Genomic DNA, 23,819 nt, shown 5'->3' with positions numbered 1-23,819 from the left:
TTCTAATTACAAGGATAAGCTTTTGACTATAAATAAATGTAAAAGTTTAATAGGTGATTATCAAACTCCGCTATCGATTTCGTAATTTTGCAATCCATAAAATGAGAAAATCATAATGCAAGATCAGACTCCATATATTCCAGTAAATAAAGTACGTATTGTAACGGCTGCCAGCCTTTTTGACGGGCATGATGCTGCTATAAATATTATGCGTCGCATCATTCAATCTACCGGTTGTGAAGTAATTCATTTAGGTCACGATAGAAGTGTGGAGGAAGTGGTAAACACTGCTATTCAAGAAGATGCAAATGGAATCGCACTTACTTCTTATCAAGGTGGACACAACGAGTACTTCAAGTACATGCGTGATTTGCTAGTTGAAAAAGGAGCAGAGCACATCAAGATTTTTGGTGGTGGTGGTGGCGTGATTCTTCCTTCTGAGATTCAGGAGTTGATGGATTATGGAATCACTCGCATTTATTCACCAGATGATGGTCGTGCCATGGGATTGCAGGGAATGATTAATGATTTGGTGCAACGATGTGATGTTGCCGTTCCCGCTTTCGCGAAAGCGTTAAAAAGTTCAGAGTTAGGAGTTCAGAGTGATGAGTCTGACCTTAACAAACAAGTAGCTGCTGCTTTAAAGCAAAAACATGTTCCAACAATAGCTCGTTTAATTTCCCTTGCTGAAAATAGACATGAGGAATTTAAGGAGCTTTTTAATTCTGAATTCATAACTCAAAACTCTGAACTTGAAACTCCAGTTCTAGGAATCACAGGAACTGGTGGATCTGGAAAATCATCACTAGTAGATGAATTAATCCGTAGATTTTTAATCGATTTTCCAGAAAAAACCATCGGAGTTATTTCTGTAGATCCGTCGAAGCGTAAGACTGGTGGAGCATTGTTAGGAGACAGAATACGTATGAATGCGATCAACAATGATCGTGTTTACATGAGATCGCTTGCAACTAGACAATCTAACCTTGCTCTTTCTAAACACGTGCAAGAAGCGGTAGATGTGTTGAAAGCAGCAAAATATGACCTGATTATTCTTGAAACCAGCGGAATAGGGCAGAGCGACACCGAAATTCTAGAACACAGCGATGTGTCTTTATATGTAATGACACCAGAATTTGGTGCAGCAACGCAACTGGAAAAAATTGACATGCTCGATTTTGCAGATGTGGTAGCGATTAATAAATTTGACAAACGTGGTTCACTCGATGCACTACGTGATGTGAAAAAACAATACCAGCGCAATCATAATCTTTGGGAAGCAGATCCTGAAACCTTACCAGTGCATGGAACCATAGCAAGCCAATTCAACGATCCAGGAATGAATGCGTTGTATGAAGCATTAATGACTGAGGTGACTGAAAAAACTAAAGTAGATTTCAGTTCCACCAATAGCTTAAACACAGAGCAAAGCGAGAAAATATTTGTAATCCCACCAGCGAGAACACGTTACTTAAGTGAGATTGCAGAGAGTAATAGAGCTTATGATAACACTGCCGCTGCACAATCGGCAGTGGCGCAGAAATTATATGGTGTTTATCAAACGATACTTACGGTACTAGACACTTCGAGTGCCTCAGCGTCCGGACTTAATGCGCATTTCGAGAGCCTCAATGCTCGCACTAATGCGAGGTCTGAGGCTCTCGAAGACCGACTACTCACCGACAAAGGTCTTGACGAAGAAAAAATCAATTCCTTATCCGCTGGAGAAGGCAGGGATGAGGCTGACGGCGACTTTATAAAACTATTAATCGCCCAATTCAACAAATCACTTAAAGATCTTGATCCCTACAACTGGGAAGTGATCACCACTTGGGTTGATAAAGTAAATAAGTACAAACAACCTATTTATGAGTTTCAGGTACGTGATAAAGTCATTAAAATTGAAACTCATACAGAATCACTTTCTCATAAAATGATTCCTAAAGTGGCGCTGCCTAAATACAGCGCTTGGGGCGATATTTTAAAATGGTGTTTGCAAGAAAATGTACCAGGAGAATTTCCATATACCGCAGGATTGTATCCGTTTAAAAGAACTGGAGAAGATCCTACCAGAATGTTTGCTGGTGAAGGTGGACCAGAACGTACTAATAAGCGTTTTCACTACGTGAGTCTGGGAATGCCTGCAAAGCGTTTGAGTACCGCATTTGATTCTGTTACTTTATACGGTAACGATCCAGGATTGCGTCCAGATATTTATGGAAAGATTGGTAATGCTGGTGTGAGCATTTGCTGTCTGGATGATGCAAAGAAATTGTATTCTGGATTTGATTTATCACACGCGATGACATCGGTTTCTATGACTATTAATGGTCCGGCACCTATGTTATTAGGATTCTTTATGAACGCTGCGATTGATCAGAACTGTGAGCGATTCATTTCTGAAAACGGTTTAGGTGATAAAGTAGAGGCAAAGCTCAAAGAAGTTTATGATGATAAAGGTGTAGAACGACCTTCTTATTTAAACGCTCAAGGCGAAAAAGTATATTCTAAAAACGGTACGGTAGACACGAGCAAACTGCCAGAAGGAAATGACGGTCTTGGTTTGATGCTTTTAGGATTAACCGGAGATCAAATTCTAGATCCAGCAGACTATGCTCGTATCAAGCAAGAAACACTAGCTCAAGTACGTGGAACCGTTCAAGCAGATATCTTAAAAGAAGATCAAGCACAAAACACTTGTATTTTCTCTACAGAATTTGCGCTGCGATTAATGGGTGATGTACAACAGTATTTCATTGAAGAGAAAGTTCGTAATTTTTATAGTGTGTCTATCTCTGGATATCACATCGCAGAGGCTGGAGCAAATCCTATCACACAATTGGCCTTTACACTAGCTAACGGATTCACTTATGTAGAGTACTATTTAAGTCGCGGAATGGACATCAATAAATTCGGTCCTAACCTGAGTTTCTTCTTCTCTAATGGAATAGATCCCGAATATTCTGTAATAGGTCGTGTGGCGAGAAAGATTTGGGCCAAAGCCATGAAAAACAAATACGGCGCTAACTCTCGTGCGCAAATGTTGAAATACCACATACAAACCAGTGGTCGTTCACTACATGCACAAGAAATAGACTTTAACGATATACGTACGACTCTGCAAGCGCTTTATGCGATTAATGATAACTGTAATTCGCTACACACCAATGCCTATGACGAGGCGATTACTACGCCTACAGAAGAATCTGTAAGACGTGCGATGGCGATTCAGTTGATTATCAATAAAGAATTAGGACTTGCTAAAAATGAGAATCCTATCCAAGGAGCATTCATCATTGAAGAACTCACAGATCTTGTAGAAACAGCCGTTCTAGAAGAATTTGACCGTATTACAGAACGTGGTGGAGTTTTAGGAGCGATGGAAACTATGTATCAACGCAGTAAGATTCAAGAAGAATCTATGCATTATGAAATGTTGAAACACACAGGCGAATTCCCTATCATAGGAGTAAATACGTTCTTAAGTTCTAAAGGAAGCCCAACCGTTCTTCCAGCAGAGGTCATCCGTGCGACAGAAGAAGAAAAACAAGCTCAAATTGCCACTAAGGATAATCTGCATTCCGCTCACGCGAAAGCACAGCAAGAACAACTTTCAAAAATTCAAGAAGCTGCCGTACAACAAGGCAACATCTTTGAACACTTAATGGAAGCCACAAAGATTTGTACACTAGGACAGATTACTGATGCGTTGTTTGAGGTAGGAGGACAGTACCGCCGTAATATGTAAAATGGCTTTGCCATTTTACATATTAAGGAAATTCCAATTTTTTAAATTCCAAGCTCCAAGTTTGGAACTTCAAAAAGCGCAAATCAATAGGTTTGCGCTTTTTTTGTTTCTCTATTTAAAAAATGATTATTTTTAATATGTACTAAACCAACTTATTATGAATAAAATATTACTTGTCTCATTAATCATTTGTGCTTCTTTCTTTTCACAAGCACAAATTTATCAAGGTGCTCATACTTTTGGTGTCGGTTCTTTTGATTTACCACAAACATCAGCTATTGACGCTGCTGGTAATATTTATTCTGCTGGAAATATCTCAGGTGGTGCTTCATTTGGAACTGCTACGTTTCCATTTAGAGGTGGGAATTTAGATGGTTACTTAGCAAAATATGACCCTATGGGAAATCCGCTGTGGATCAAACCGTTAGCAAGTGGATTTGATGATAATGTTATTGCAATGACGATTTCATCTAGTGGAGATATTTTTCTGACTGGGTATTTTCAGGGAGCAGGAACGCAATCATTTGACGCAGATCCTGGTCCTGGAGTTTTTACTCTATCTCAGCCAGCTCCTATATTAAGTAGAGATTGTTTTATTATTAAATTAAATAGTAATGGTGATTTTGTTTGGGCTAAGCAAATTAGTAACCCAAGCGGTGGAGCAGCCCAAGAAGATAGTTATGATATAGAAGTAAATGAACAAGGCGAAGTATTTGTTGCCGGTAGATTTATATATGCAGATTTTGATCCAGGACCAGGTTCTCAAACTATTTTAACTCCATCAAATGGATTTGAAGGATTTATTGTAAAACTTGACGCAAACGGTGATTTTCTATGGGTCAACCATTTAAAAAACTCTCAAAATGTTGTCAGAGATATTGACTTTGATAGTAATGGTAATATTGTTGCCGTAGGTGAATATAGCGGTACCATAGACGTTTCAGGAGCAACAGCTACCGCGGTAAATTTAACAGCAACCAGTAGCTCAAGTATGTTTATGGTAAAATATGACACTAATGGAAATCACTTGTGGTCACAAAGTACTGGTGGAACAGGAACAACCTTAGTAAATGTACTAGAAAAAACTACTAATGATCGATTTTTAATAGGTGGTTCATTCAATGGCACGATAGATATCAATCCAGACCCAACCATTGCAGTTAACATAACTTCTGCTGGTTCATCTGATGGATTTGTTATGGAAATAGCAACAAATGGTAGATTAAATAGACAGTTCCATTTAGGAGCATCTAGCAGTGACGCAGTGACTGACATTAATGTAGATGTGCCTGGAAAAGTTTTAGTTTCTGGTACGTTCAGTAATGTCGTAGATTTTGATTCAGGTATGACTACAGCGACCAGTACATCATCAGGTGGAACAGACGCTTTCGTGCTATCGGTAACAGATGGTTCTCTAGCTTATGAAACGCATTTCACTTATGGAGGAACTGCAAATTTAAAAAAGACGAGAGCAGAGTTTAATTCAACACTTAGTTTGTTGAGTTTTATAGGTGGATTTAATTTAACTGTGAATTTTGATCCTTTCTCAGGCGTTGATAATAAATCAAGTATGGGATTAGATGATATTTATTTGATGCAATTAAATAGTTCGGTTTTAAGTAATGACCATGTAAACACAGACATATCTATAAACATGTATCCTAATCCTGCAAGCAACTTTATCAACTTAACCGCTGCAAATCGTTTAGAAAGTGCTACTATAATGGATATGAATGGAAGAATGTTATCACAAACTAATTTTACGGGTAACGCTACCGAGCAACGTGTTTCTTTGGAACATCTAAGCTCTGGAATTTACTTTATGACCATAAAAAGTGAAGTAGGGCAAAAGGTAGAAAAGTTAATTGTGGAGTAAACCCAAATTATCTCATTATTTCCAAAAGCGCAAACCACAGGTTTGCGCTTTTTTAATTCATATAATCCACTAAGATTAGAGTATAACACATTTTTATCTTAAAAAATGCTTCAATATTTTTCTATTATATTCTTAACACAACTTTATCGCAATAAATTCTGTTAATAGATTGGTATTTTGTCAATTTGCATTACAAGTAAGTATTATAAAACTTACCATTTAAATTGGCTGAAAAAGAAGAACAACATCAACCTCAGAAAAGAGGAACTAAATTCAGATGGCTGCGCAGGATAGCGCGTGTCATGCTGGGCATTCTTATATTTCTCATTTTGCTGCTGCTTTTTATTCGCAGCCCATGGGGACAAAGCATCATCGTGGATTACGCGGTATCTTATGTACAAGATAAAACTGGAACCGAAGTTCAACTTAAAAAAGCCTTTATCACCTTTGATGGTGATGTAAAGCTAGAAGGACTTTATCTGGCAGATACTCAAAACGACACACTCATTTATTCCAAAAGTCTAGAGGCAAACATCGCATTAATGCCGCTCATAAATGGAACTGGCTTTGAAATAGATGACGTAGAATGGGATGGATTTACCGCAAGAATTAAAAGAGAAGATTCCATAAGTGGTTTCAACTATAAATTTCTAGTGGACGCATTTGCCACTGCGCCAGACACCACTACGTCAGCGCCCATGGATATTAAAATAGGAGATATTCAATTGACTAATTTTGATATCGTTTATCAAGATCAAGTGGATGAGATGGATGCTTCTGCGACTTTTGATGATCTTTTTCTAGAAATGAATGCTATCGACCTTGATAAAATGATTGTTGATGTAGAGGAATTTACTCTTAAAAATGCAGTCATTAATTATGAGAAAGATGTGGTTACCGCTTTCGCGAAAGCAGAACCAGATAAAAATCCTAACAAAGACACTAACCTCGCAGAGGCCATAACCGACAGTGCCGACGACTCGCCATTACCATTTCTCAAAGCTGGAAAAATAAGACTCGATAATGTCGTCTTAAATTATAATTCTGAGCCCGATGGGATAGTTATTAAAACTAATTTGAAAGTCCTTGAAACCGTAATTCCCAAAGCAGATATTCAAAATAATGATATGGAAGTGTCTTATTTCACTCTCGATAATAGCAAGATTGAGGTTAACATGATGGATTCAAATGCTGTCACGACAGATGTTGCAGCAGAATCTACGGTCTTTGAATGGCCAGATATGAATGTAGCGCTCCATCAGTTGAACTTCAATAATAATCATTTCGTTTATACTCTTAATGGCGAGCAACCATCACGTAAGGAGCTCAACCCAAATGCAATCTCACTTTCAAACATTGATATTGATCTTCAGGATTTTAAATTAGGTAACCAGCAAGCGGCAGTTCAAATTAATGAGCTAAAACTAAAAGAGTACTCTGGATTGCGATTGAATAATTTAAAAGGAAACATCTCAGTTACAAATTCTCAAATCGATGTGAATCAGCTACTAGCAAGTGTGAATAATAGTTCTTTAAATGGAGCTATTCAGTTAAGATACAGCAGCATTGATGCATTAATAAACAATCCTGAAACTCTTAAGGTTCAAGCCAATATTCCTCAGTACAATTTTGTACTCAGTGATTTATATGCATTCCAGCCCGACCTGGCACAAAATGAATATGTAGCAAAACTGGCTCAACAACCTTTAAGAGGAACCACTAAAACCAGCGGAAGCACAGCAAATCTTAATCTTGATTCGTTTATTTTAAATTGGGGAAATAATACTTCTATTACAGCTAGTGGCCAATTAAAAAACGTAACTGATGTAGATCAATTATATTTCAATTTACCTAAAATCAACGCAGTAACTACTAGAAATACCATTCTCAACTTTATAAAAGAAGAAGATCTAGGAATCACGTTACCTGAAAACGCACGATTACAAGCAAGTGCGAGCGGTACTCTAGAAAATGTAAAGACAAATGCAAAACTACTGACCAGTTATGGAGCTCTTGCCGTGAATGGTTCTTTTAAAAACGCAGCATCGATTCAGTTTGATGCTCGAGTGAAACTAGATACATTGAATCTCAGTAAAATGCTGACTATGCAAGGAATAGGAGATTTAAGTCTAGAATTAAATGCAAAAGGAAGCGGCAGCGACCTTAAATCGCTTAACGCAACCATAGATGGAACCATCAATAAGTTTTCTTATAATGAGTATCCGCTAGAAGGGATACCTATTAACGGTTCTATGAAAAATGGAGTAGGAGCATTGAATTCAAAATTTAAAGATGATAACATCAATATTGTTCTAGATGCGACTGCAAATCTGGCTAGTGAGTTAACTAAAGCATCTGCAACTATAGATGTGGTAGGTGTGGATTTAAGAGCATTTGGAATCACTTCACAAAATGTGAAAGCCGCAGGAAAAATAGGCGTTACGTATGAAGGAGATGCCAGTAATTATAAGATTAAATCAAACATTGATGATGGGATTGCTGTATTTGATAATCAATCCTATTTATTAGGAAACCTTACGGTGGACGCATTTGTACAACCAGACTCGACGTCGCTAGATATTCATAATAAAATGCTCGATCTTGAGTTACGTTCAAATACAGATCCAGAGAATCTTGCTGGTGCCTTACAACGTCACATCGATCGATACTTGACCACCAGTAAGGCGATGGACACCACTAGACCAGTAGTGATGAAGATTAAAGGAAATGTAAGTCCTGCGCCTATTTTACGTGATGTGATTTTACCAGGTCTTCAAGCATTAGATACTATTAACATTGCAGTCGATTTTAATGAAAAAGATAGAAAGTTAGACAGCGACATCAGCGTTGCTTATCTTAAGTATGCAGACAGTGAGGTTGATAGTCTCGTCATTTCCTCAAGGTCTGATGCTGATAATCTCAAATTCCAATTAGGTTTTAAAAACATTATCGCTGGTCCTGTAAACATACAGCGCACCGCGATGACTGGAACTGTCGCGGGAAATATATTGAATCTAGATTTCACCTCATATGATGATGAGGAACGTTTAATTCACTTTGCGAGCACGCTTTCGCGAAAGCGTGATGAACAAGGCATAGAAGACCTTATTTTTAATCTATCCCTAGAGGATTTAATTCTCAATAAGCAACCATGGACCATACCTGCAAATAATCAAATTGCGGTGCGTGAGAATAGAATACGTTTTACAGATTTTAAACTTACCAATGGAGTGCAAAGTCTAGAGTTGAGAGCAGATCGACCGAATACTGATAAGGATCACATCGCGCTGTTAATTGATAATTTTAGATTGCAAGGATTTTTAAGTTTCTTAAATGCTGATGATAAACTCGCAACTGGAGAAGTAAACGGAGAATTCATAGTGGATGATATCTATGGAGCTACAGGTTTCCTTGCCGATCTTGAAATTAAGGATTTTCATGCCATGGAAACGCCGCTAGGAACCTTAAAACTAGATGCAAAAACTCTTGATGATTCTCGATATGATATGACATTGAGTGTAAAAGGTGATGATGTGGACCTAGTTCTGGATGGTGATTATGAGGCAAATGAGGTTGCGGCGCTATTGAATCTAGATCTGGATATTAATAAAATATCTATGAGCACACTAGCTGGATTATCTGATGGATTTTTAAAAGATGGTAATGGTTCTTTAAATGGAAACTTTAAAGTTACAGGAACAACTCTCGAGCCTAAATATGATGGTGCTTTAAGATTTGATAATGCGAGTGTAAATGTATCCATGCTAGACACCAGCTTTACGCTTAAAAATGAGGAAATTAAAGTTGATAATGCTGGGATTTACATGAATCAACTAGCCATTATAGACGCAAATGGTAATCCGTTTACGATAGATGGTAAGGTAGGAACAGAAGATATTTTTACGCCAACTTTTGATTTAAAATTAAAAGCAAAAAACTTTACAGCACTTAATAGTACTGAGAAAGATAACGAGTTGTATTATGGTAAAGCGACGTTTGATGCACAAGCTAGAATCACTGGAAATTTAGATATTCCTGTCATAGATCTGGAAGTTACGGTTAAAGATGTAACTGATGTTACTTATGTGGTACCAGCAACCGAGTTAGATATCGTACAGCGTGATGGAATTGTTCAATTTGTCAATAAAGAAAATCCAGACGCTATTCTCACACAAACCGAAGAGGAATCTGCTACGTTAACTGGATTTGATGTAACCGCAAATATTAAAGTTAAAAAAGACGCTACGGTCCATATCATACTTGATCCTGCAACTAATAGTGAATTACAAGTTCAAGGTAATGGTGATCTAAAGTTTAGAATGACTCCTAACGGTAGAATGACCTTAACCGGACGCTATGAAATAGCAGATGGTTTTTACAAACTGGATTTATATGAAATTGTTTCTAGGAAATTTGATTTAGTAAAAGGTGGAAGTGTTACTTGGTCAGGAGATCCGTTTGATGCAACTCTAGATGTGAGAGCGCTCTATAAAGTAGAAACCAGTGCAAGCGCATTAATGGCGAGTCAAACCAGTGGAGCAGATATTTCTACTAAAAATAGATTCCGCCAGAAGTTGCCATTTCTAGTGTACTTAAATGTAGATGGAGAATTAATGCAGCCTGAAATCAGTTTTAAAATCGATATGCCTGAGGATGAGCAAGGAGCTGTAGGTGGACAAGTTTTTGGAAGGTTGCAGCAGTTGAATAGTCAGGATCAGGAATTAAATAAACAAGTATTCTCATTACTCGTTTTAAATAAATTTTTCCCAACCAGTGGTGCCGATGGTAGTGATGGAGGAACAGCTACGATTGCTAGAGATAATTTAAATCAAGCGTTGAGCGATCAGTTGAATCAATTTGGTGGTAAATTATTAGGTAATTCTGGTATTGATTTAAATTTTGGTCTCGATAGCTTTACAGATTATCAAGGTGCAAATCCGCAGGAGCGCACACAGCTGGATGTGACAGCAAGCAAGAAATTACTCGATGATCGATTGATAGTAAGTGTAGGTAGTGAGATAGATGTTCAAGGATCTGCTCAAGATGGTCAGCAAACTCCAGTGATAGGAAATGTAAGTTTAGAATATTTATTAACTCAGGCTGGTCAGTGGCGATTGAGAGGTTTCCGTCGCAACCAGTATGATAATGTGGTAGATGGACAGTTAATAGTAAGTGGTATTTCTCTAATTTTCACTAAAGAGTTTAATGAATTTAAAAGCTTATTTGCTAAAACGGTTCAAGAAGAGGTTGATAAACAGAAGAAAAATCAAAACGAAAATCAAAATCAAGAAGAAGAAGAGATAGAGCAAGATCAAAAGCAAAACAAGAAATAAAGATAAAGGACTTACGCATAAGCTGCGATAGGAGATTATAAATAAAAAGTATAAACTAATTGAAATTTAAAAATTACATATCGTCATTCATCATACTGAGCATGTTGCTCATGGTGAGTTCTTGTGCCGTAAAAAAGTATATTCCTGAGGATGAATTGCTTTATACTGGAGCAGATCTTGATATAAAATTAGATACCTTAAGTGATGTAAAACAATTAGACGCCTTACGACTAGAATTGCAACAGGCAATGTCACCACAGCCTAATTCCACGTTCTTAGGAATGCGACCAGGTTTACATTATCATTATAAAGTAAATAAAGATAGTGCAGGATTTATTGCTCGTTTTATGAATAAAAGAATAGGCGAGAAGCCTGTTTATTTATCTGACGTTGAGGAAGAAGCAACTAGAGATTTATTACGTAACAGATTAGAGAATCGTGGTTTTTTCTTCAGCAATATTACTTCCAGAGCTTTTAGAGATGAAGAGGCTAAGGTAGGAAGCGTTACTTATGACATACAGTTGCCCAATCCATATAGAATGAAAACCTATCAAGTAGATAAAGACTCGATACCATTTTATACAGTGTTAGAAAACCAAATCAAGGATTCTCCTATAAATGTAGGATCTAGATTTGATCTCTCAGCTTTAAAATTAGAAAGAGAACGTATCGATAATAACTTGAAGAATAAAGGATATTATAATTTCAATTCTGGTTTTCTCATCTTTCAAGCAGATACAAATCAATATGATAATAGAAGATTTGATTTGTTTTTGAAATTGAAACAAGACGTTCCTTCTAAAGCTGTCAAACCTTATCAGATTCAAAAAGTAAACGTGTTTCCATATAACGTAACTGGTAGTGATTCTACTAAAATGGATACCACGAGGTTTGAAGGTAAAAATTTTATCCAGGAAGATGATTTTTTCAGACCTGATCGACTGGATCCTTTTATAGTTATAGAACCAGGCGATTTATATAATCCTACTAAATCTAAAGCCACCAGCCGTAGATTAGGTTCCATAGGCGCTTACAAGTTTGTAAATATTGAATACAATGAAATAGAAAGTGAGGAGAATGATTCACTTAATTTCCTCGAAGCAAACATTTATTTATCGCCACTGAACAAGCGAGCGATAAGAGCAGAATTACAAGCCGTGACTAAGTCCAATGATTTTACAGGACCAAGCCTAGGATTAACATTTTCTAATCGTAATCTATTTAAAGGTGGAGAAATTTTAAACTTAAAAGCAAATGCTACTTATGAAGTGCAAATCGCAGGAAACAGCGATGCAGGACAGACCAGTACAGAATTTGGTCTAGGAGCAGATTTGATTTTTCCTAGAATGATTGCGCCTTTTAAAGTGGATAGTGATGTGTTTGAATATGCCATTCCTAAGACTAAGGCTAGTTTAAGTGCCGATATTTTAAATAGAAGCAAACTGTATAGTTTACTCACTTTTTCGGGAAGTTTTGGGTATGTGTGGCAAGCAAATAGATATGTGACACATGAGTTAAATCCGGTATCTATCAATTATGTAAACCTTTTAAATCAGTCTGAAGAGTTTGATGCGATTCTAGCAAGTAATGAATTTTTACAAAGCAGTTTTGACCAGCAATTCATATCTGGATTGACATATTCCTTCACCTATAATGAGTTGATTGACGAGCGTAAAAAAGCCTTGTTTTATGTCAACAGTACGCTAGATGTAGCTGGTAACAGCATCAGTTTATTAAGTAAAGAGAATGATGAAGGTAACAATGAATTTCTAGGTCTAGAATATGCTCAATACGCAAAAGCCGATGTTGATTTTAGATTCCATTACTTACTAGGTAAAGAATCCCGTCTAGCAACTCGTTTCTTTGCCGGTTATGGGCTGCCGTATGGAAATAGTGATGTGCTGCCATTCAGCAAGCAGTATTTCTCAGGTGGAGCTTACAGCGTGAGAGCTTTTAGAACGAGATCCTTAGGACCTGGAACCTACACACCAGAGGATACTGACGATCGCTCGTTCTTTGACCAATCTGGTAACGTGCGACTTGAGGCAAACGTGGAGTATCGTTTCCCTATTTACAGCTATTTTAAAGGAGCATTGTTTATAGATGCTGGAAACGTATGGACGACCGCGGGAAATGGACTAGAAGGTGGCGAGTTCAGCAATAACTTCTATAATGAGTTTGGGATAGGCGCTGGACTAGGTATGCGTGTGGACGTTCAGGGATTTGTAATCCGTTTTGATCTCGCAGCGCCATGGCATGATCCGTCTCAACCTGTGAATCAACGATGGAATTTTGATGTCGAGAATCCAGTGTTTAATTTTGGAATAGGATATCCTTTCTAGAATGTGTTGTTAAATCACGCTTTCGCGAAAGCGTAAAAACCACAATTTATCTCATAAAAAGTAGCATAGAATTTTTCCTTACTTATCGGGTTTGATATATTTGCCTTTAATGCAAAAATAGCAGGTTTGAGGTTCTACATTTTCCTTATATTTTTTTCTTTAACGAGTAATCTTCTCACGGCTCAAGACTCTATTCCTGAGGCAAAACCTTCCAACTGGGCATCTTGGGGACGAGTTAGTTTTATTTTTAATCAGAGTGCGTTTAATCCAGAGTGGCAAGGTGGTGGAGTGACAAATATTTCTGGAGATATAGGCTTGAGTTATGACCTGCAATTCAAGCGCAAGAAATTCTCGTGGGATTCACGATTTATTACTGATTTTGGACTTTCTCAAGTAAAGGACCAGCGTTACCTGCGCAAAACGACTGATAGAATTGAGCTCAACAGTATTTTAGGAAATCAAATCAATCAAAGTAACTGGAATTATAGTACGATTTTTAACTTCAAGTCTCAGTATATTTCTGGTTACGAATTTAAGAATGTAGAAGTCACAAATGCTGATGGAACCACGAGTACAGAACAGACGCGTCGTGAAACCTCAGGCGGATTCTCTCCAGCATACTTTCAGGTAGGTATAGGATTGTTGTGGAAAAAGTCTAAAAGCTTTAATATTAATCTAGCACCTGCCACGACTAGATTGATAACTGTTTCTTCAAATTTTACAGATGTTGATGAGACTGATGCAGCTGCCGTGGAGAGCTATAAACCGTTCTTTGGGGTTGAAGCAAATAAAACGGCTCGATGGGAAGTAGGAGCTGCGGTGCGCGGTTATAATAAAGTAGAAGTCGCAAAGAATATTCAAATGGAAAACATTTTAAGTTTATACAGTGACTACTTAGATAACCCAGAAAATATAGATATAGATTTTGCCTTTAATTTATACTTAAAAGTGAATAAGCACATCAGTGGAAATTTTGCTTTTCAAGCTATTTATGATGATAATGCAATTAAAGGATTTCAAGTTCGTCAGGTGATAGGTCTAGGGTTTAAATATGATATAGGAGAAAAACCTAAGAAGAAAGCTTAGGTGTAATAGAGGACTTTTTTTAAATACGCTTTCGCGAAAGCGTATTTATCTCAACTTATTACTTCTTCATTTTATCAAGGATTATCGTTAATTACTTTTAAAAGATTGAATTAAAACCTATTTAATAACTTCTTAAATTACCGGTCTAAATATATAACATGGAAAACACCAACCAACCACAAAACACAGAAGTACGTTCACGTCGCGACAGAGAACCATTCATGCCTGAAACCAATGAACTAGGAATGATGGATGCCGTTAAAAAAGTCTTCAATAATTATGCGAATTTCTCTGGCAGAGCAAGAAGATCTGAATACTGGTACTGGCAACTTTTTAATTTTATAGTTGGGATGATACTTTATGTACCGATGATCATTGGATCAGCTTCAAGAAATCAAGATCTTGCGCTGCCATTTGGAATTCTCTTTTTACTTTATGCTTTAGCAACTTTTATTCCTACTCTCGCAGTATCAGTAAGAAGGTTACATGACACTGGAAGAAGTGGATGGAATTATCTATTTGGTATGATACCGTTTGTTGGCGTTGTTATTTTGATAATATTTTATGTAGAAGATAGTAAGCATGGCGCTAATCAATGGGGCGCAAATCCTAAAGGAATAGGAAATGATGATTTTAATGCAAATCAGTTTTAAATAAAATTGCTTAATAGTTTTAAGTTCTCCAATTTATTGTCTTAATTTTTTGTCAATGATGAAGCGTTTTATGTTAATGCTTTATATCTTGAGAAAAAAATATAATGAATTGGAGAATTATTTTTCAAGTACTTGGATTTATAGCAGCTTTACTAAGCTTGCTTCCACTAATAGCTGCAGATTATTGGTGGATTAGAATCTTTGATTTTCCTCATATTCAGTTAACGGCTTTTACGTTACTAGCCATTCTACTTTACTTCTTTACCTTCAAGCCTAAATGGGTAAATGATTATGCATACATTTCCATTTTACTAGGGTGTTTTGTTTTTCAATTTCTAAAATTTATAGATTACACACCATTGTATCCGGTAGAGTTAAAAGACAGCTCAACAAACGTGTCTTCGGAAAATGTAGTATCCATATATACGGCCAATGTATTGCAGAAAAATAAAGAAGGAGAAAAACTATTTGTAGAAATTAAAGAGAAGCAGCCAGATCTCATTGTATTTACTGAAACAAATCAGCGCTGGAGTGAACAGATCAAATCAGCTATAGGAGATGCATATCCTTATAAAATCGAACAGCCGCAGGACAATACTTATGGAATGCTTGTTTATTCTAAATTAGCATTAAGTGATTCTGCTATTAAATTTCAGGTTGATCCAGAAATACCTTCTATACACACTAAGGTGTCCATGAAAAACGGAGAATTATTTCAACTGTATGCTATTCACCCTACGCCGCCTATGCCGCAGCACAATCCTACAAGCACAGATCGTGATCGAGAATTAATTCTTACTGCCATGGCTAGCAATAAGTCTGAAATTCCAGTAATTGTGTTAGGTGACTTTAATGATGTTGCGTGGTCTGATAGTACTCAATTAACTAAGACCATAGGTAAGTTGTTAGATTTAAGAATAGGTCGTGGATTTTATAATACGTATCACGCTCAATACCCATTATTTAGATGGCCATTAGATCATATTTTATTATCACCAGAATTCCGATTAAAAGACGCAGGAACTGGAGTGGATTTTGAAAGCGATCACTTTCCATCTTGGGCAGTATTAACTTTTGAACCTGAACTTTCAAAAGATCAATCTCCTATAGAACCAACTAAGGAAGACTGGAAACAAGCAAAAAAGCAAATGAAAAAATCTGGAATGGAATCTCTGATTGATATTCCTGAAACAGCAACTAATGCTAAAAGGAACCTTACTCAATAATTACTTTATGGTTAACACAATTAGTTTTGTAATAAAGTAAGAATCGATATAATATTTTAGTTAAATAATAGATAATTTGTTTTGCTTTAACTTATTAGTTGAGATTCTTGAAGCATATTTGAGTGGTAAATTACTCTATATGAAAAAGACAATATTTATAATTTGTATCGTGGCAATTCTTTCAGGTTCAGTTGGTTTTTTTATTCCATCGCCATTCACGACCATACTAAGAGTTGTGTTCCTAATTACTGCCGACATGCTTTTCATTTTATTACTGGCAAAGTTACTTTTTGCAGGAAGTAAAGTAATTAAAAAACGTAACAGTAAAAACAGATTAAAAATGTCTTAATAGGAGCTCAATAGACGTTCCATAGCCATATAACTTATCGCAGCAGCGATTATTCCCAGCACGATACTTAGTAGTAAGTACATGATAGCAGAGGAATAAGCGCCCGATTTTATAAGCATAAAAAGCTCTGCACTGAATGTGGAAAAAGTTGTTAATCCACCACAGAAACCTATTCCCAATAGTATATACCAGTGGTGAGCCATTTGTTCTTTATGAAATGCGGCTAGAAATCCACCTAGTAATAGACAACCTATAATATTTACACTTATAGTAGGAATCCATTTAAGGCTCGTACTATTCTCAACTATTGAGAAGTAGAATCGCAGACAGCTCCCTAATCCGCCACCTATAAAAACAAATAATAATTGCTTAATCATTTGCTATGATAGGGAAATAAATTTCGGTTACGTTGTTAGCTGGATTTGGTGTAAGCGCAGGATCAGTTTTATAAATTTCAAAAGGTGGTTGCTTACTAGGAATATAACCTTGCTGAGCAAGGAATATTTCTCCTTTTTTCCAAGCTTCTTGAAGATGGTCATACGTACCAGTTAAAGTGATTTTAACCGCTCTAGTTGGTTCTATATAAGTACATAACACTGAAGAGTCAGCAGCTGGAATAACACGATCTCTTACTGGTACAGCTGTTGAGAAAATAACAGAATTATTACTGATGTCCATTTTTTCGTAAATACTCATGGGCATTCCAAACATTGAGATATTTTCTTCTTTCATATACTTCATAATATCTTGTAACATGGTTCCCATTTCCTTAGAGAAATTTGCCATATTAGAAGATTTGCTTTTATATAAAATGTATCCACCACCATAATCAACAAGTCCTGGATTGCTTATTTCATACTTCTTCATGGAAGCACTTACATATTCTTCTAGATTAGCCAATCCTTTTTGGTACATAGGTCTAATCTCATTTTCTAGATCTAATCCAAAGATGAAGTTCATTACTTTGTTTTTAAGTCCATCTTCTCCTTTAATATTCCAGACAACTTCAGTTCCATTCTCAACTGGATTTAATGTCATACTCACGATACTTTCAGAATTAGTAAGACTAGTGTGATAATTCATTTGTGCTTGAATACTCTTATCTGGATTAAGTTCTGTGAACGTCATAGAGCCGTTTCCATATTCATCAGTAAATGAATAATTACCATCTATTCCTGTGGTTTGTTCACCAAGTGTATTTGTAACATCTGGAGATGAAGACCATGGATTCCAATTTTGCCAATTTTTAAAATCAGCCAGTTGTTCATAAACTACTGATGGATGTGCTTGAATAGTTTTTTTCTCAGTAATAGAGTAGGAGCCATCTTTGAGAGAAAAGAAAACAGCACCACCTATAAAGGTGATTAAAATAAGCAGAAATAAATACTTAAGCACTTTCATTTAGGGATATATTTAGATTTGAAATCAAATATACAATTAAGTACAAAAAAAACGGTCGGAATAAAATTCCGACCGCAAAGAGAAAGTCTAATCAGGACCTTCTTCCCCCTAAAATATTGTTATAAATGGAATAGCAATAGCTACTCTTCAATAGCTTACTCAAAGTTAAATGTTATTCACTATTCATAAAATACCCGTTAAAGGGTATATTTCTTCAAGTTTCTTTCAATCTTTCAATTTTGTTTTAACTAATGTTAATTAATTAAAATGTTGATGTTTTTGTAATGCGTAACGTAATAATTCACCTTTGCCTTGTAAGCCTAATTTTTGAATGATGTTTTTACGGTGTTTAATAATCGTGCTTACGGCTGTGAATCTGATTTCAGCAATTTCAGATGATGTTTTACCTTGAGCAATGAGTTTTAGAATCTTTTTTTCACTAGGTGAGAGGATTGTTTTTTTGACTGATATTTCAGTATTTTCAACTTCATCAATATTTATTGCTGAATCAAAATAACGTTCACCTTGATAAGCCTTTATAATAGCGGTTCTCACTTCGTTTAAACCACTTGTTTTTAATATGTAACCAGAAGCTCCAGCAGTAATCATTTCTTTCACGGCATCTTCATTATGGAACATTGAGAAAGCAACTACTTTTAAATTTTCTTGTATTCCAATGGCTTTCTTACATAACTCGACACCATTCATACGTGGCATACTCAAATCTGTGAGTAAAACGTGTGGTCTTTTAATCTGTAATTTTTCTAATAACTCTTTGCCATCTCTGGCCGTACCAACCACTTCAATTTCATTATCGTCTTTAAATAATAATTGAAGTCCATCAATGAGCGATTGATGATCTTCGGCAATTAAAAGTCTAATCATACTAATGGAATATCTAGATTAATAGTCGTTCCGTGGTTTTCGTTTGAATCGATTTCCATGGTACCGTCTAAATTTTCAATTCTTTTTTCAATGTTATGTAAACCAATGCCATTATCATTTGCAATTTGAGATTTATTAAATCCTATGCCATCATCTTCTACCATGATATTAATACTGTTTTCATAAGCTGTAAGACTTACAACAGCATTGTGAGCTTGTGCATGTTTGATCACATTACTCATGAGTTCTTGAATAATCCTGAAGATAGTTAATTCTAAACTGTTCTCTAAAGATTGATCAAGTCCATGATGAATAATTTCTACTTTTATTTTACCGCTTTCGGTTATTTTTTGAGCAAGTGATTCTAGGGTGGGAATCAATCCTTTACTCGCTAATACACCGCTATTTCTAGTATGAGACATATTTCTTATTTTCTCATAAGCTTCATCTAGTAGATTCTCAGTGCGATTAAAAACTTCTTGAGAATTATCTTCAGTGAATTGACTTTTAAGATTTTCAAAATAGAGTCTAACGGTAGTAAGAGTGCTCCCTAAATCATCGTGTAATTCTTCGGCCAGTCGTTTGCGTTCTTTTTCTTGCCCAGAAATCATAGCATCTATGGTTGCTAGCTCTTGGTTTTTAAGAATAGCATCGGCTCTAGATTTTTCAATGATTTGTTCTTTTTGAGCGATGAGTTTTTTCTTGCGCTGGTTGTTGTAGACTAATCCACCGAGAAGAAATAGAGAAAGTGCTGCTCCACTGAGTAAATAAATTGTGGAAAGTCTTTGTTGGCTTTCATTTTCTGAAATAAGAAGTTGTTTCTCCTTTTCTGCGGTTTGATATTTTATTTCTAACTCATTTGCAGCTATTGTTTGTTCATTTCGATTGAGCGAATCACTTAGCGAAATTACTTTTTCATAAGTTATAGTTGCGTTCTCATTATCTCCTTTTAGGCTATAAGTTTTTGCCAGATTTTTAAGATAAAATAGTTTGGTACTTAAATCTTCTACTGACAAATCTGACTCGATTGTTTTTAAATGGTATTCTATTGATTTATCAAACTCTTCAAGATTTCTATATAATATAGCGTAATTATTATTCAAATAAGAAATTGTATTAAGATCATCAGTCATTTTCGCTGATTTCATTGACTTTTCGAAGTAAAAAAAAGAAGAGTCCTTATTCTTAGCTTCCATATGAATAGCACCTAAATTAAATATAGCTATTTCCACTTGATCTTTTAAATCGTTTTGAACCGCTATGTTTTTATATTTCCATAAATATTCAAGTGCTTTTTTATTTTGAACTGGATTAGAAACGTCTTTTAATCTACTTAATTTTCTGTATAAGCAATCACATTTGAGCTCTGCGTCGTCAACTTTTGATGCGTATTGACATATTTCTTCAATAAACCCATTTACGTATTTATTGTCAACCTTTAAGTAAGTTGCTGTCGTAGAGAGATATCTATTCATTTCTATAACCATTCTTTCATCTTCATTAACTAAATAAAGGGCTTTAGCTTTTAAATAATTAGAATATGCTTTATCATGTTCATCTCTATGGTAGTAAGAGTCAGCAATTATCGTGAAATAGGTTGCAAGTTCTTTGGATAACAATTGAGTTGTATCCATTGATTTTAGAAGTTCCTCAGCTTTATCAAATTTGTTTTTTTCAATAGCCGCTCTTGCGCTATCTAATTTAGGATGATGGTCATGTGAATAGCAATAGCTAGTAAAAAATAATAATATCCAGATTAAATTTTTCATTTATGGCTTTCCTCCTTTAAGAATTGAACCAGTTGATAAAGGATAGTGTGAATTCCTGGAATCTTTATCGCTACTTATCCTAGGATGATTTTCAGTTGGTTTATGGGAATGATTTTCTTGACCACTTGGATCTGTATGACCTATCTCACAGCCCATAATATCAATCGGTTTAACCTCAGTTATGTCAAAAGAGTGGACGTCGTGTGTCATCCCATTTTTTGTAATAAAGAAATTTTCTTCGAAGTTGAATTCATAACTTTCTTTAGTAGGCGTCCCTTTTTCATATAAATAAGTAAAACTATTATCATCTTTACAAAACATGATACCTGTAGGAATGATTTCAGATTCAGATTTAACATATATAGTAGCAGTTTTTGAGATGTTTCTGTTAGCACCAGACCACATAAAGGAGACTTTTATATTTCTATCAATATCATATTTCAATAAATCATCTTCTTGATCTAAGTCTATAGTCTTAAATACAATTTCTGCAATCTTTTTTTGAGTTTCTGCTGGTTCTATTAATTCTTGTGTCGTTGACTCATCTAATTTATTTTCTTCCTTCTCTTTACAAGAAACAATAAGAATTAATAATAAACTGAGCAGTGATAATTTAAGTTTCATAGGGTTGGTTTTAATATTGGTTTTTATTGATGGTTAAATATCCTTGAATTCATAAGAGAATCAAATACCCCTTAAAGGGTATTTATTAAGAAATTTCATCTTAAAGAAACTCTTTTTAATCGGATTAAACAAATGATAACAAAAAATCCTGCCGCAAGGACAGGATTTAAGTTAAAATAATGAAGAGATTTAATTATCTAAAAACACCGCTAGGAAAGCGCACGATACTTTCTATGCCATCAGCTCCTACAGCCGCAACTCCAAAAAACGAGTTGTCTATTACAATCTCTTTTAACGTATGTTCTGTAACGTTACCTACATATCTAGAATTGTCCCAAGTAGGACTCGTAGTGTCTCTCCAGTAAATTTTATAACCTACCGCATCTTTTACAGCATCCCATTTCAGTTTAGCATGTGCCTCAACAATTCCACCTATTTTTACATTTTGCGGTGGAGTAGGAGCCCAAGCTAGCTGGGCTAGGTTGATGGCGTTAACGGCGGTTAACTTACGAGCATAAGGGAAATTAACATGTTCTACCACGTCACCATAATTGATTCCATTTTCAGTTCTTATGTCTTGATGTTGTTGGGTATAATTCTCATGAGCTTCCATGATACGTATTGCTGGGAAACCTAAGTCTGCAAAAGGTCTGTGATGTCCTCCACGACCAAAACGGTCTAAACGATACACCATCATAGGTTTCATTTCAGGCATGTAATTCTTAACAGATTTGTGAATATAACGTGCGAGTTGTCTTGAGATTCCATCTACTTCACCACCATAAAAGCGACGACCGTTTCTTTCTCTATCGGTCTCTGCTGGGTTAGTAGGTTCTGAGAAGATTCTAAATTCACGATTATCAATCACTCCATCTACACCTTCAATATTTCCTATCATATCATTGTTAAGAAAACCTATGACGTTCCATTGGTTTTTTTGAGCATAATCTGCCAGTCCTTTTCCTCCAAAAAGGCCTTGTTCCTCACCACTCAATCCTACGTAGACGATGCTGTTTTTAAACTTGCGCTTTGAAAGCACTCGTGCAGCCTCGATGGTTCCTGCCATACCACTCGCATTATCATTTGCTCCAGGAGCATCGGTCGTGAAATCCATGGTGTCGCTGGCGCGAGAATCTATGTCGCCACTCATCATGACCATAGCATTAGGATTTTGAGTTCCTCGTTGAATAGCAACGACATTTACTACCCAAGCGTTTTTAGGAATGCGACTTCCCATGTCAGTAGTAACATAATCTTTTTGATAAAATACTTCAAGGCAACCGCCACAATCTGCAGATATTTTATCAAACTCAGCTTTTATCCATCTTCTTGCAGCACCTATTCCTCGAGTATTTGAAATAGTGTCTGAGAACGTGTTTCTTGTACCAAAATCTGCTAGTTTGCGCACATCTTTCTCGATACGGTCTGCGCTCACTTCATTAATGATATTATAAAGATCCAGCTGATTTGTAGATGGAACTTGTGTGAAACCTATGAAGCTCACTAGCAACATGACTATTAAAATTCTCATTTCATTTATTTTATTTAAATATAGTGGTTATCACGCTTTCGCGAAAGCGTAAAACAAAAAAGCCAATCTATATAGACTGGCTTTTATTTATGAATTGAGATTTTATGCTTCTTTTTGAATTTCAACTGCATGAGGATAAGGAATTTCAATGTTTTCTTTATCAAGCACCAATTTAGTGTTTTCTACAGTCCAGAAAAATACATCCCAGTAATGCTCTGGTTTGCAATATGGTCGTACGGCTAGGTTTACAGAACTTTCTGCCAGTTCTTCTACGTTTACAGATGGCGCAGGATCTTCAAGAACCATAGGATTAGACTGAAGCATGGCAAGCAATGCATCTTTTGCCTGTTTCATGTTTTCATTATAACCTATTCCTACCGTGGTATCTACACGTATATTTCCTTGAGTCGTGTAGTTAGTCACGTTACCGTTAGCTAGTGGACCGTTAGGAATAATGACCGTTTTATTACGTGGTGTGAGAATGGTTGTGTTAATAATTTCAATCTCTTTAACATGTCCTATTTCACCTTGCGCTTCTATAAGGTCACCTATTTTAAAAGGTTTTAACATGATGATGAGAAAACCACCAGCAAAGTTTGCCAGTGAGCCTTGTAATGCTAGACCTATCGCCAGCGCAGCACCTGCAAAAATTCCTAATAAACTAGCGGTATCTACTCCTAGAGTAGAAATAACACTGACTACTAAGAATATTTTAAGTGCCCAACTTAGAAGGCTGAGTATAAACTTTTGGATAGAAAGATCCCATTGTTTTGCAAGCATTACTTTATCCAGCTGCTTGATCGCCCATTTAATAATAAAACTACCTATTATAAATATTATGATAGCTTTGAGTATAGGTAATCCATATTCTAAGGTAAGGTCTAGCACTTTTTCAGTGGTCCATACAGTATCTTGTGACATGACGTTTACGTCTACGTTTTCGGCGGTAACTACTGGTTCTTGTAACATTTGTGATATTTAAGTACCAAATATAGT

15 protein-coding genes are annotated in these 23,819 nt (G+C 36.0%); 8 read left to right on the top strand and 7 right to left on the bottom strand.

What is annotated here, in order from left to right:
* Positions 1-115: 115 nt before the first annotated feature.
* The 8 genes from ACSHWW_RS07455 to ACSHWW_RS07420 all read left to right on the top strand — a co-directional run bounded on the left by ACSHWW_RS07455 (position 116) and on the right by ACSHWW_RS07420 (position 16,613).
* Positions 116-3,748 (top strand): methylmalonyl-CoA mutase family protein, encoded by a 3,633-nt coding sequence (locus tag ACSHWW_RS07455; RefSeq protein WP_435681804.1) that lies wholly within the window; start codon positions 116-118, stop codon positions 3,746-3,748.
* Positions 3,749-3,905: 157 nt separating this feature from the next.
* A complete protein-coding gene (locus ACSHWW_RS07450; RefSeq protein ID WP_435681803.1) occupies positions 3,906-5,624 on the top strand; it encodes a T9SS type A sorting domain-containing protein in 1,719 nt (572 codons plus the stop codon).
* Positions 5,625-5,848: 224 nt separating this feature from the next.
* Positions 5,849-10,957 (top strand): translocation/assembly module TamB domain-containing protein, encoded by a 5,109-nt coding sequence (locus ACSHWW_RS07445; RefSeq protein ID WP_435681802.1) that lies wholly within the window; start codon positions 5,849-5,851, stop codon positions 10,955-10,957.
* A 110-nt stretch (positions 10,958-11,067) separates the two neighbouring features.
* Positions 11,068-13,299: a BamA/TamA family outer membrane protein gene (locus tag ACSHWW_RS07440; RefSeq protein WP_435681838.1), complete on the top strand. Its 2,232-nt coding sequence runs from the start codon at positions 11,068-11,070 to the stop codon at positions 13,297-13,299.
* 126 nt (positions 13,300-13,425) lie between these two features.
* Positions 13,426-14,385 (top strand): DUF3078 domain-containing protein, encoded by a 960-nt coding sequence (locus ACSHWW_RS07435; protein WP_435681801.1) that lies wholly within the window; start codon positions 13,426-13,428, stop codon positions 14,383-14,385.
* 158 nt (positions 14,386-14,543) lie between these two features.
* The gene (locus tag ACSHWW_RS07430; RefSeq protein WP_435681800.1) at positions 14,544-15,038 is read left to right on the top strand and encodes a DUF805 domain-containing protein; all 495 of its coding nucleotides are present in this window, start codon (positions 14,544-14,546) and stop codon (positions 15,036-15,038) included.
* 104 nt (positions 15,039-15,142) lie between these two features.
* Positions 15,143-16,264: an endonuclease/exonuclease/phosphatase family protein gene (locus tag ACSHWW_RS07425; protein WP_435681799.1), complete on the top strand. Its 1,122-nt coding sequence runs from the start codon at positions 15,143-15,145 to the stop codon at positions 16,262-16,264.
* A 139-nt stretch (positions 16,265-16,403) separates the two neighbouring features.
* The gene (locus tag ACSHWW_RS07420) at positions 16,404-16,613 is read left to right on the top strand and encodes a hypothetical protein (protein WP_435681798.1); all 210 of its coding nucleotides are present in this window, start codon (positions 16,404-16,406) and stop codon (positions 16,611-16,613) included.
* Here ACSHWW_RS07420 and crcB read toward each other — a convergent pair.
* The 7 genes from crcB to ACSHWW_RS07385 form a co-directional block, all read right to left on the bottom strand.
* Positions 16,610-16,990 carry a fluoride efflux transporter CrcB gene (crcB, locus tag ACSHWW_RS07415; protein WP_435681797.1) on the bottom strand — a complete coding sequence of 127 codons (381 nt, stop codon included), beginning with the start codon at positions 16,988-16,990 and terminating at the stop codon, positions 16,610-16,612. The genes ACSHWW_RS07420 and crcB overlap by 4 nt on opposite strands.
* Complete coding sequence (locus ACSHWW_RS07410; RefSeq protein ID WP_435681796.1) at positions 16,983-18,014, bottom strand: SRPBCC family protein; 1,032 nt, start codon at positions 18,012-18,014, stop codon at positions 16,983-16,985. Before ACSHWW_RS07410 ends, crcB begins: the two co-directional genes overlap by 8 nt.
* A gap of 258 nt (positions 18,015-18,272) precedes the next feature.
* Positions 18,273-18,899, bottom strand: a complete 627-nt coding sequence (locus tag ACSHWW_RS07405) for a response regulator (RefSeq protein ID WP_435681795.1) — start codon at positions 18,897-18,899, stop codon at positions 18,273-18,275.
* Complete coding sequence (locus tag ACSHWW_RS07400) at positions 18,896-20,668, bottom strand: ATP-binding protein (protein ID WP_435681794.1); 1,773 nt, start codon at positions 20,666-20,668, stop codon at positions 18,896-18,898. Before ACSHWW_RS07400 ends, ACSHWW_RS07405 begins: the two co-directional genes overlap by 4 nt.
* Positions 20,669-21,292: a hypothetical protein gene (locus ACSHWW_RS07395; protein WP_435681793.1), complete on the bottom strand. Its 624-nt coding sequence runs from the start codon at positions 21,290-21,292 to the stop codon at positions 20,669-20,671.
* A gap of 193 nt (positions 21,293-21,485) precedes the next feature.
* Positions 21,486-22,805, bottom strand: a complete 1,320-nt coding sequence (locus ACSHWW_RS07390; protein WP_435681837.1) for a M28 family peptidase — start codon at positions 22,803-22,805, stop codon at positions 21,486-21,488.
* Between the two features lie 120 nt (positions 22,806-22,925).
* Positions 22,926-23,792 (bottom strand): mechanosensitive ion channel family protein, encoded by an 867-nt coding sequence (locus tag ACSHWW_RS07385; protein WP_435681792.1) that lies wholly within the window; start codon positions 23,790-23,792, stop codon positions 22,926-22,928.
* Positions 23,793-23,819 lie beyond the last annotated feature (27 nt).

It is taken from the genome of Nonlabens sp. (genome assembly GCF_051251825.1).
GTDB lineage: Bacteria > Bacteroidota > Bacteroidia > Flavobacteriales > Flavobacteriaceae > Nonlabens.
The sequence above is the reverse complement of the archived record's forward strand: the minus strand, read 5'-3'. Positions and strand labels throughout refer to the sequence as shown.

Bases quoted from the DNA above. Each gene is read 5' to 3' on its own strand.
- ACSHWW_RS07455 (WP_435681804.1), top strand. From the start codon at position 116: ATGCAAGATCAGACTCCATATATTCCAGTAAATAAAGTACGTATTGTA.
- ACSHWW_RS07450 (WP_435681803.1), top strand. From the start codon at position 3,906: ATGAATAAAATATTACTTGTCTCATTAATCATTTGTGCTTCTTTCTTT.
- ACSHWW_RS07440 (WP_435681838.1), top strand. From the start codon at position 11,068: ATGGTGAGTTCTTGTGCCGTAAAAAAGTATATTCCTGAGGATGAATTG.
- ACSHWW_RS07430 (WP_435681800.1), top strand. From the start codon at position 14,544: ATGGAAAACACCAACCAACCACAAAACACAGAAGTACGTTCACGTCGC.
- ACSHWW_RS07425 (WP_435681799.1), top strand. From the start codon at position 15,143: ATGAATTGGAGAATTATTTTTCAAGTACTTGGATTTATAGCAGCTTTA.
- ACSHWW_RS07420 (WP_435681798.1), top strand. From the start codon at position 16,404: ATGAAAAAGACAATATTTATAATTTGTATCGTGGCAATTCTTTCAGGT.
- crcB (WP_435681797.1), bottom strand. From the start codon at position 16,990: ATGATTAAGCAATTATTATTTGTTTTTATAGGTGGCGGATTAGGGAGC.
- ACSHWW_RS07410 (WP_435681796.1), bottom strand. From the start codon at position 18,014: ATGAAAGTGCTTAAGTATTTATTTCTGCTTATTTTAATCACCTTTATA.
- ACSHWW_RS07405 (WP_435681795.1), bottom strand. From the start codon at position 18,899: ATGATTAGACTTTTAATTGCCGAAGATCATCAATCGCTCATTGATGGA.
- ACSHWW_RS07400 (WP_435681794.1), bottom strand. From the start codon at position 20,668: ATGAAAAATTTAATCTGGATATTATTATTTTTTACTAGCTATTGCTAT.
- ACSHWW_RS07395 (WP_435681793.1), bottom strand. From the start codon at position 21,292: ATGAAACTTAAATTATCACTGCTCAGTTTATTATTAATTCTTATTGTT.
- ACSHWW_RS07390 (WP_435681837.1), bottom strand. From the start codon at position 22,805: ATGTTGCTAGTGAGCTTCATAGGTTTCACACAAGTTCCATCTACAAAT.
- ACSHWW_RS07385 (WP_435681792.1), bottom strand. From the start codon at position 23,792: ATGTTACAAGAACCAGTAGTTACCGCCGAAAACGTAGACGTAAACGTC.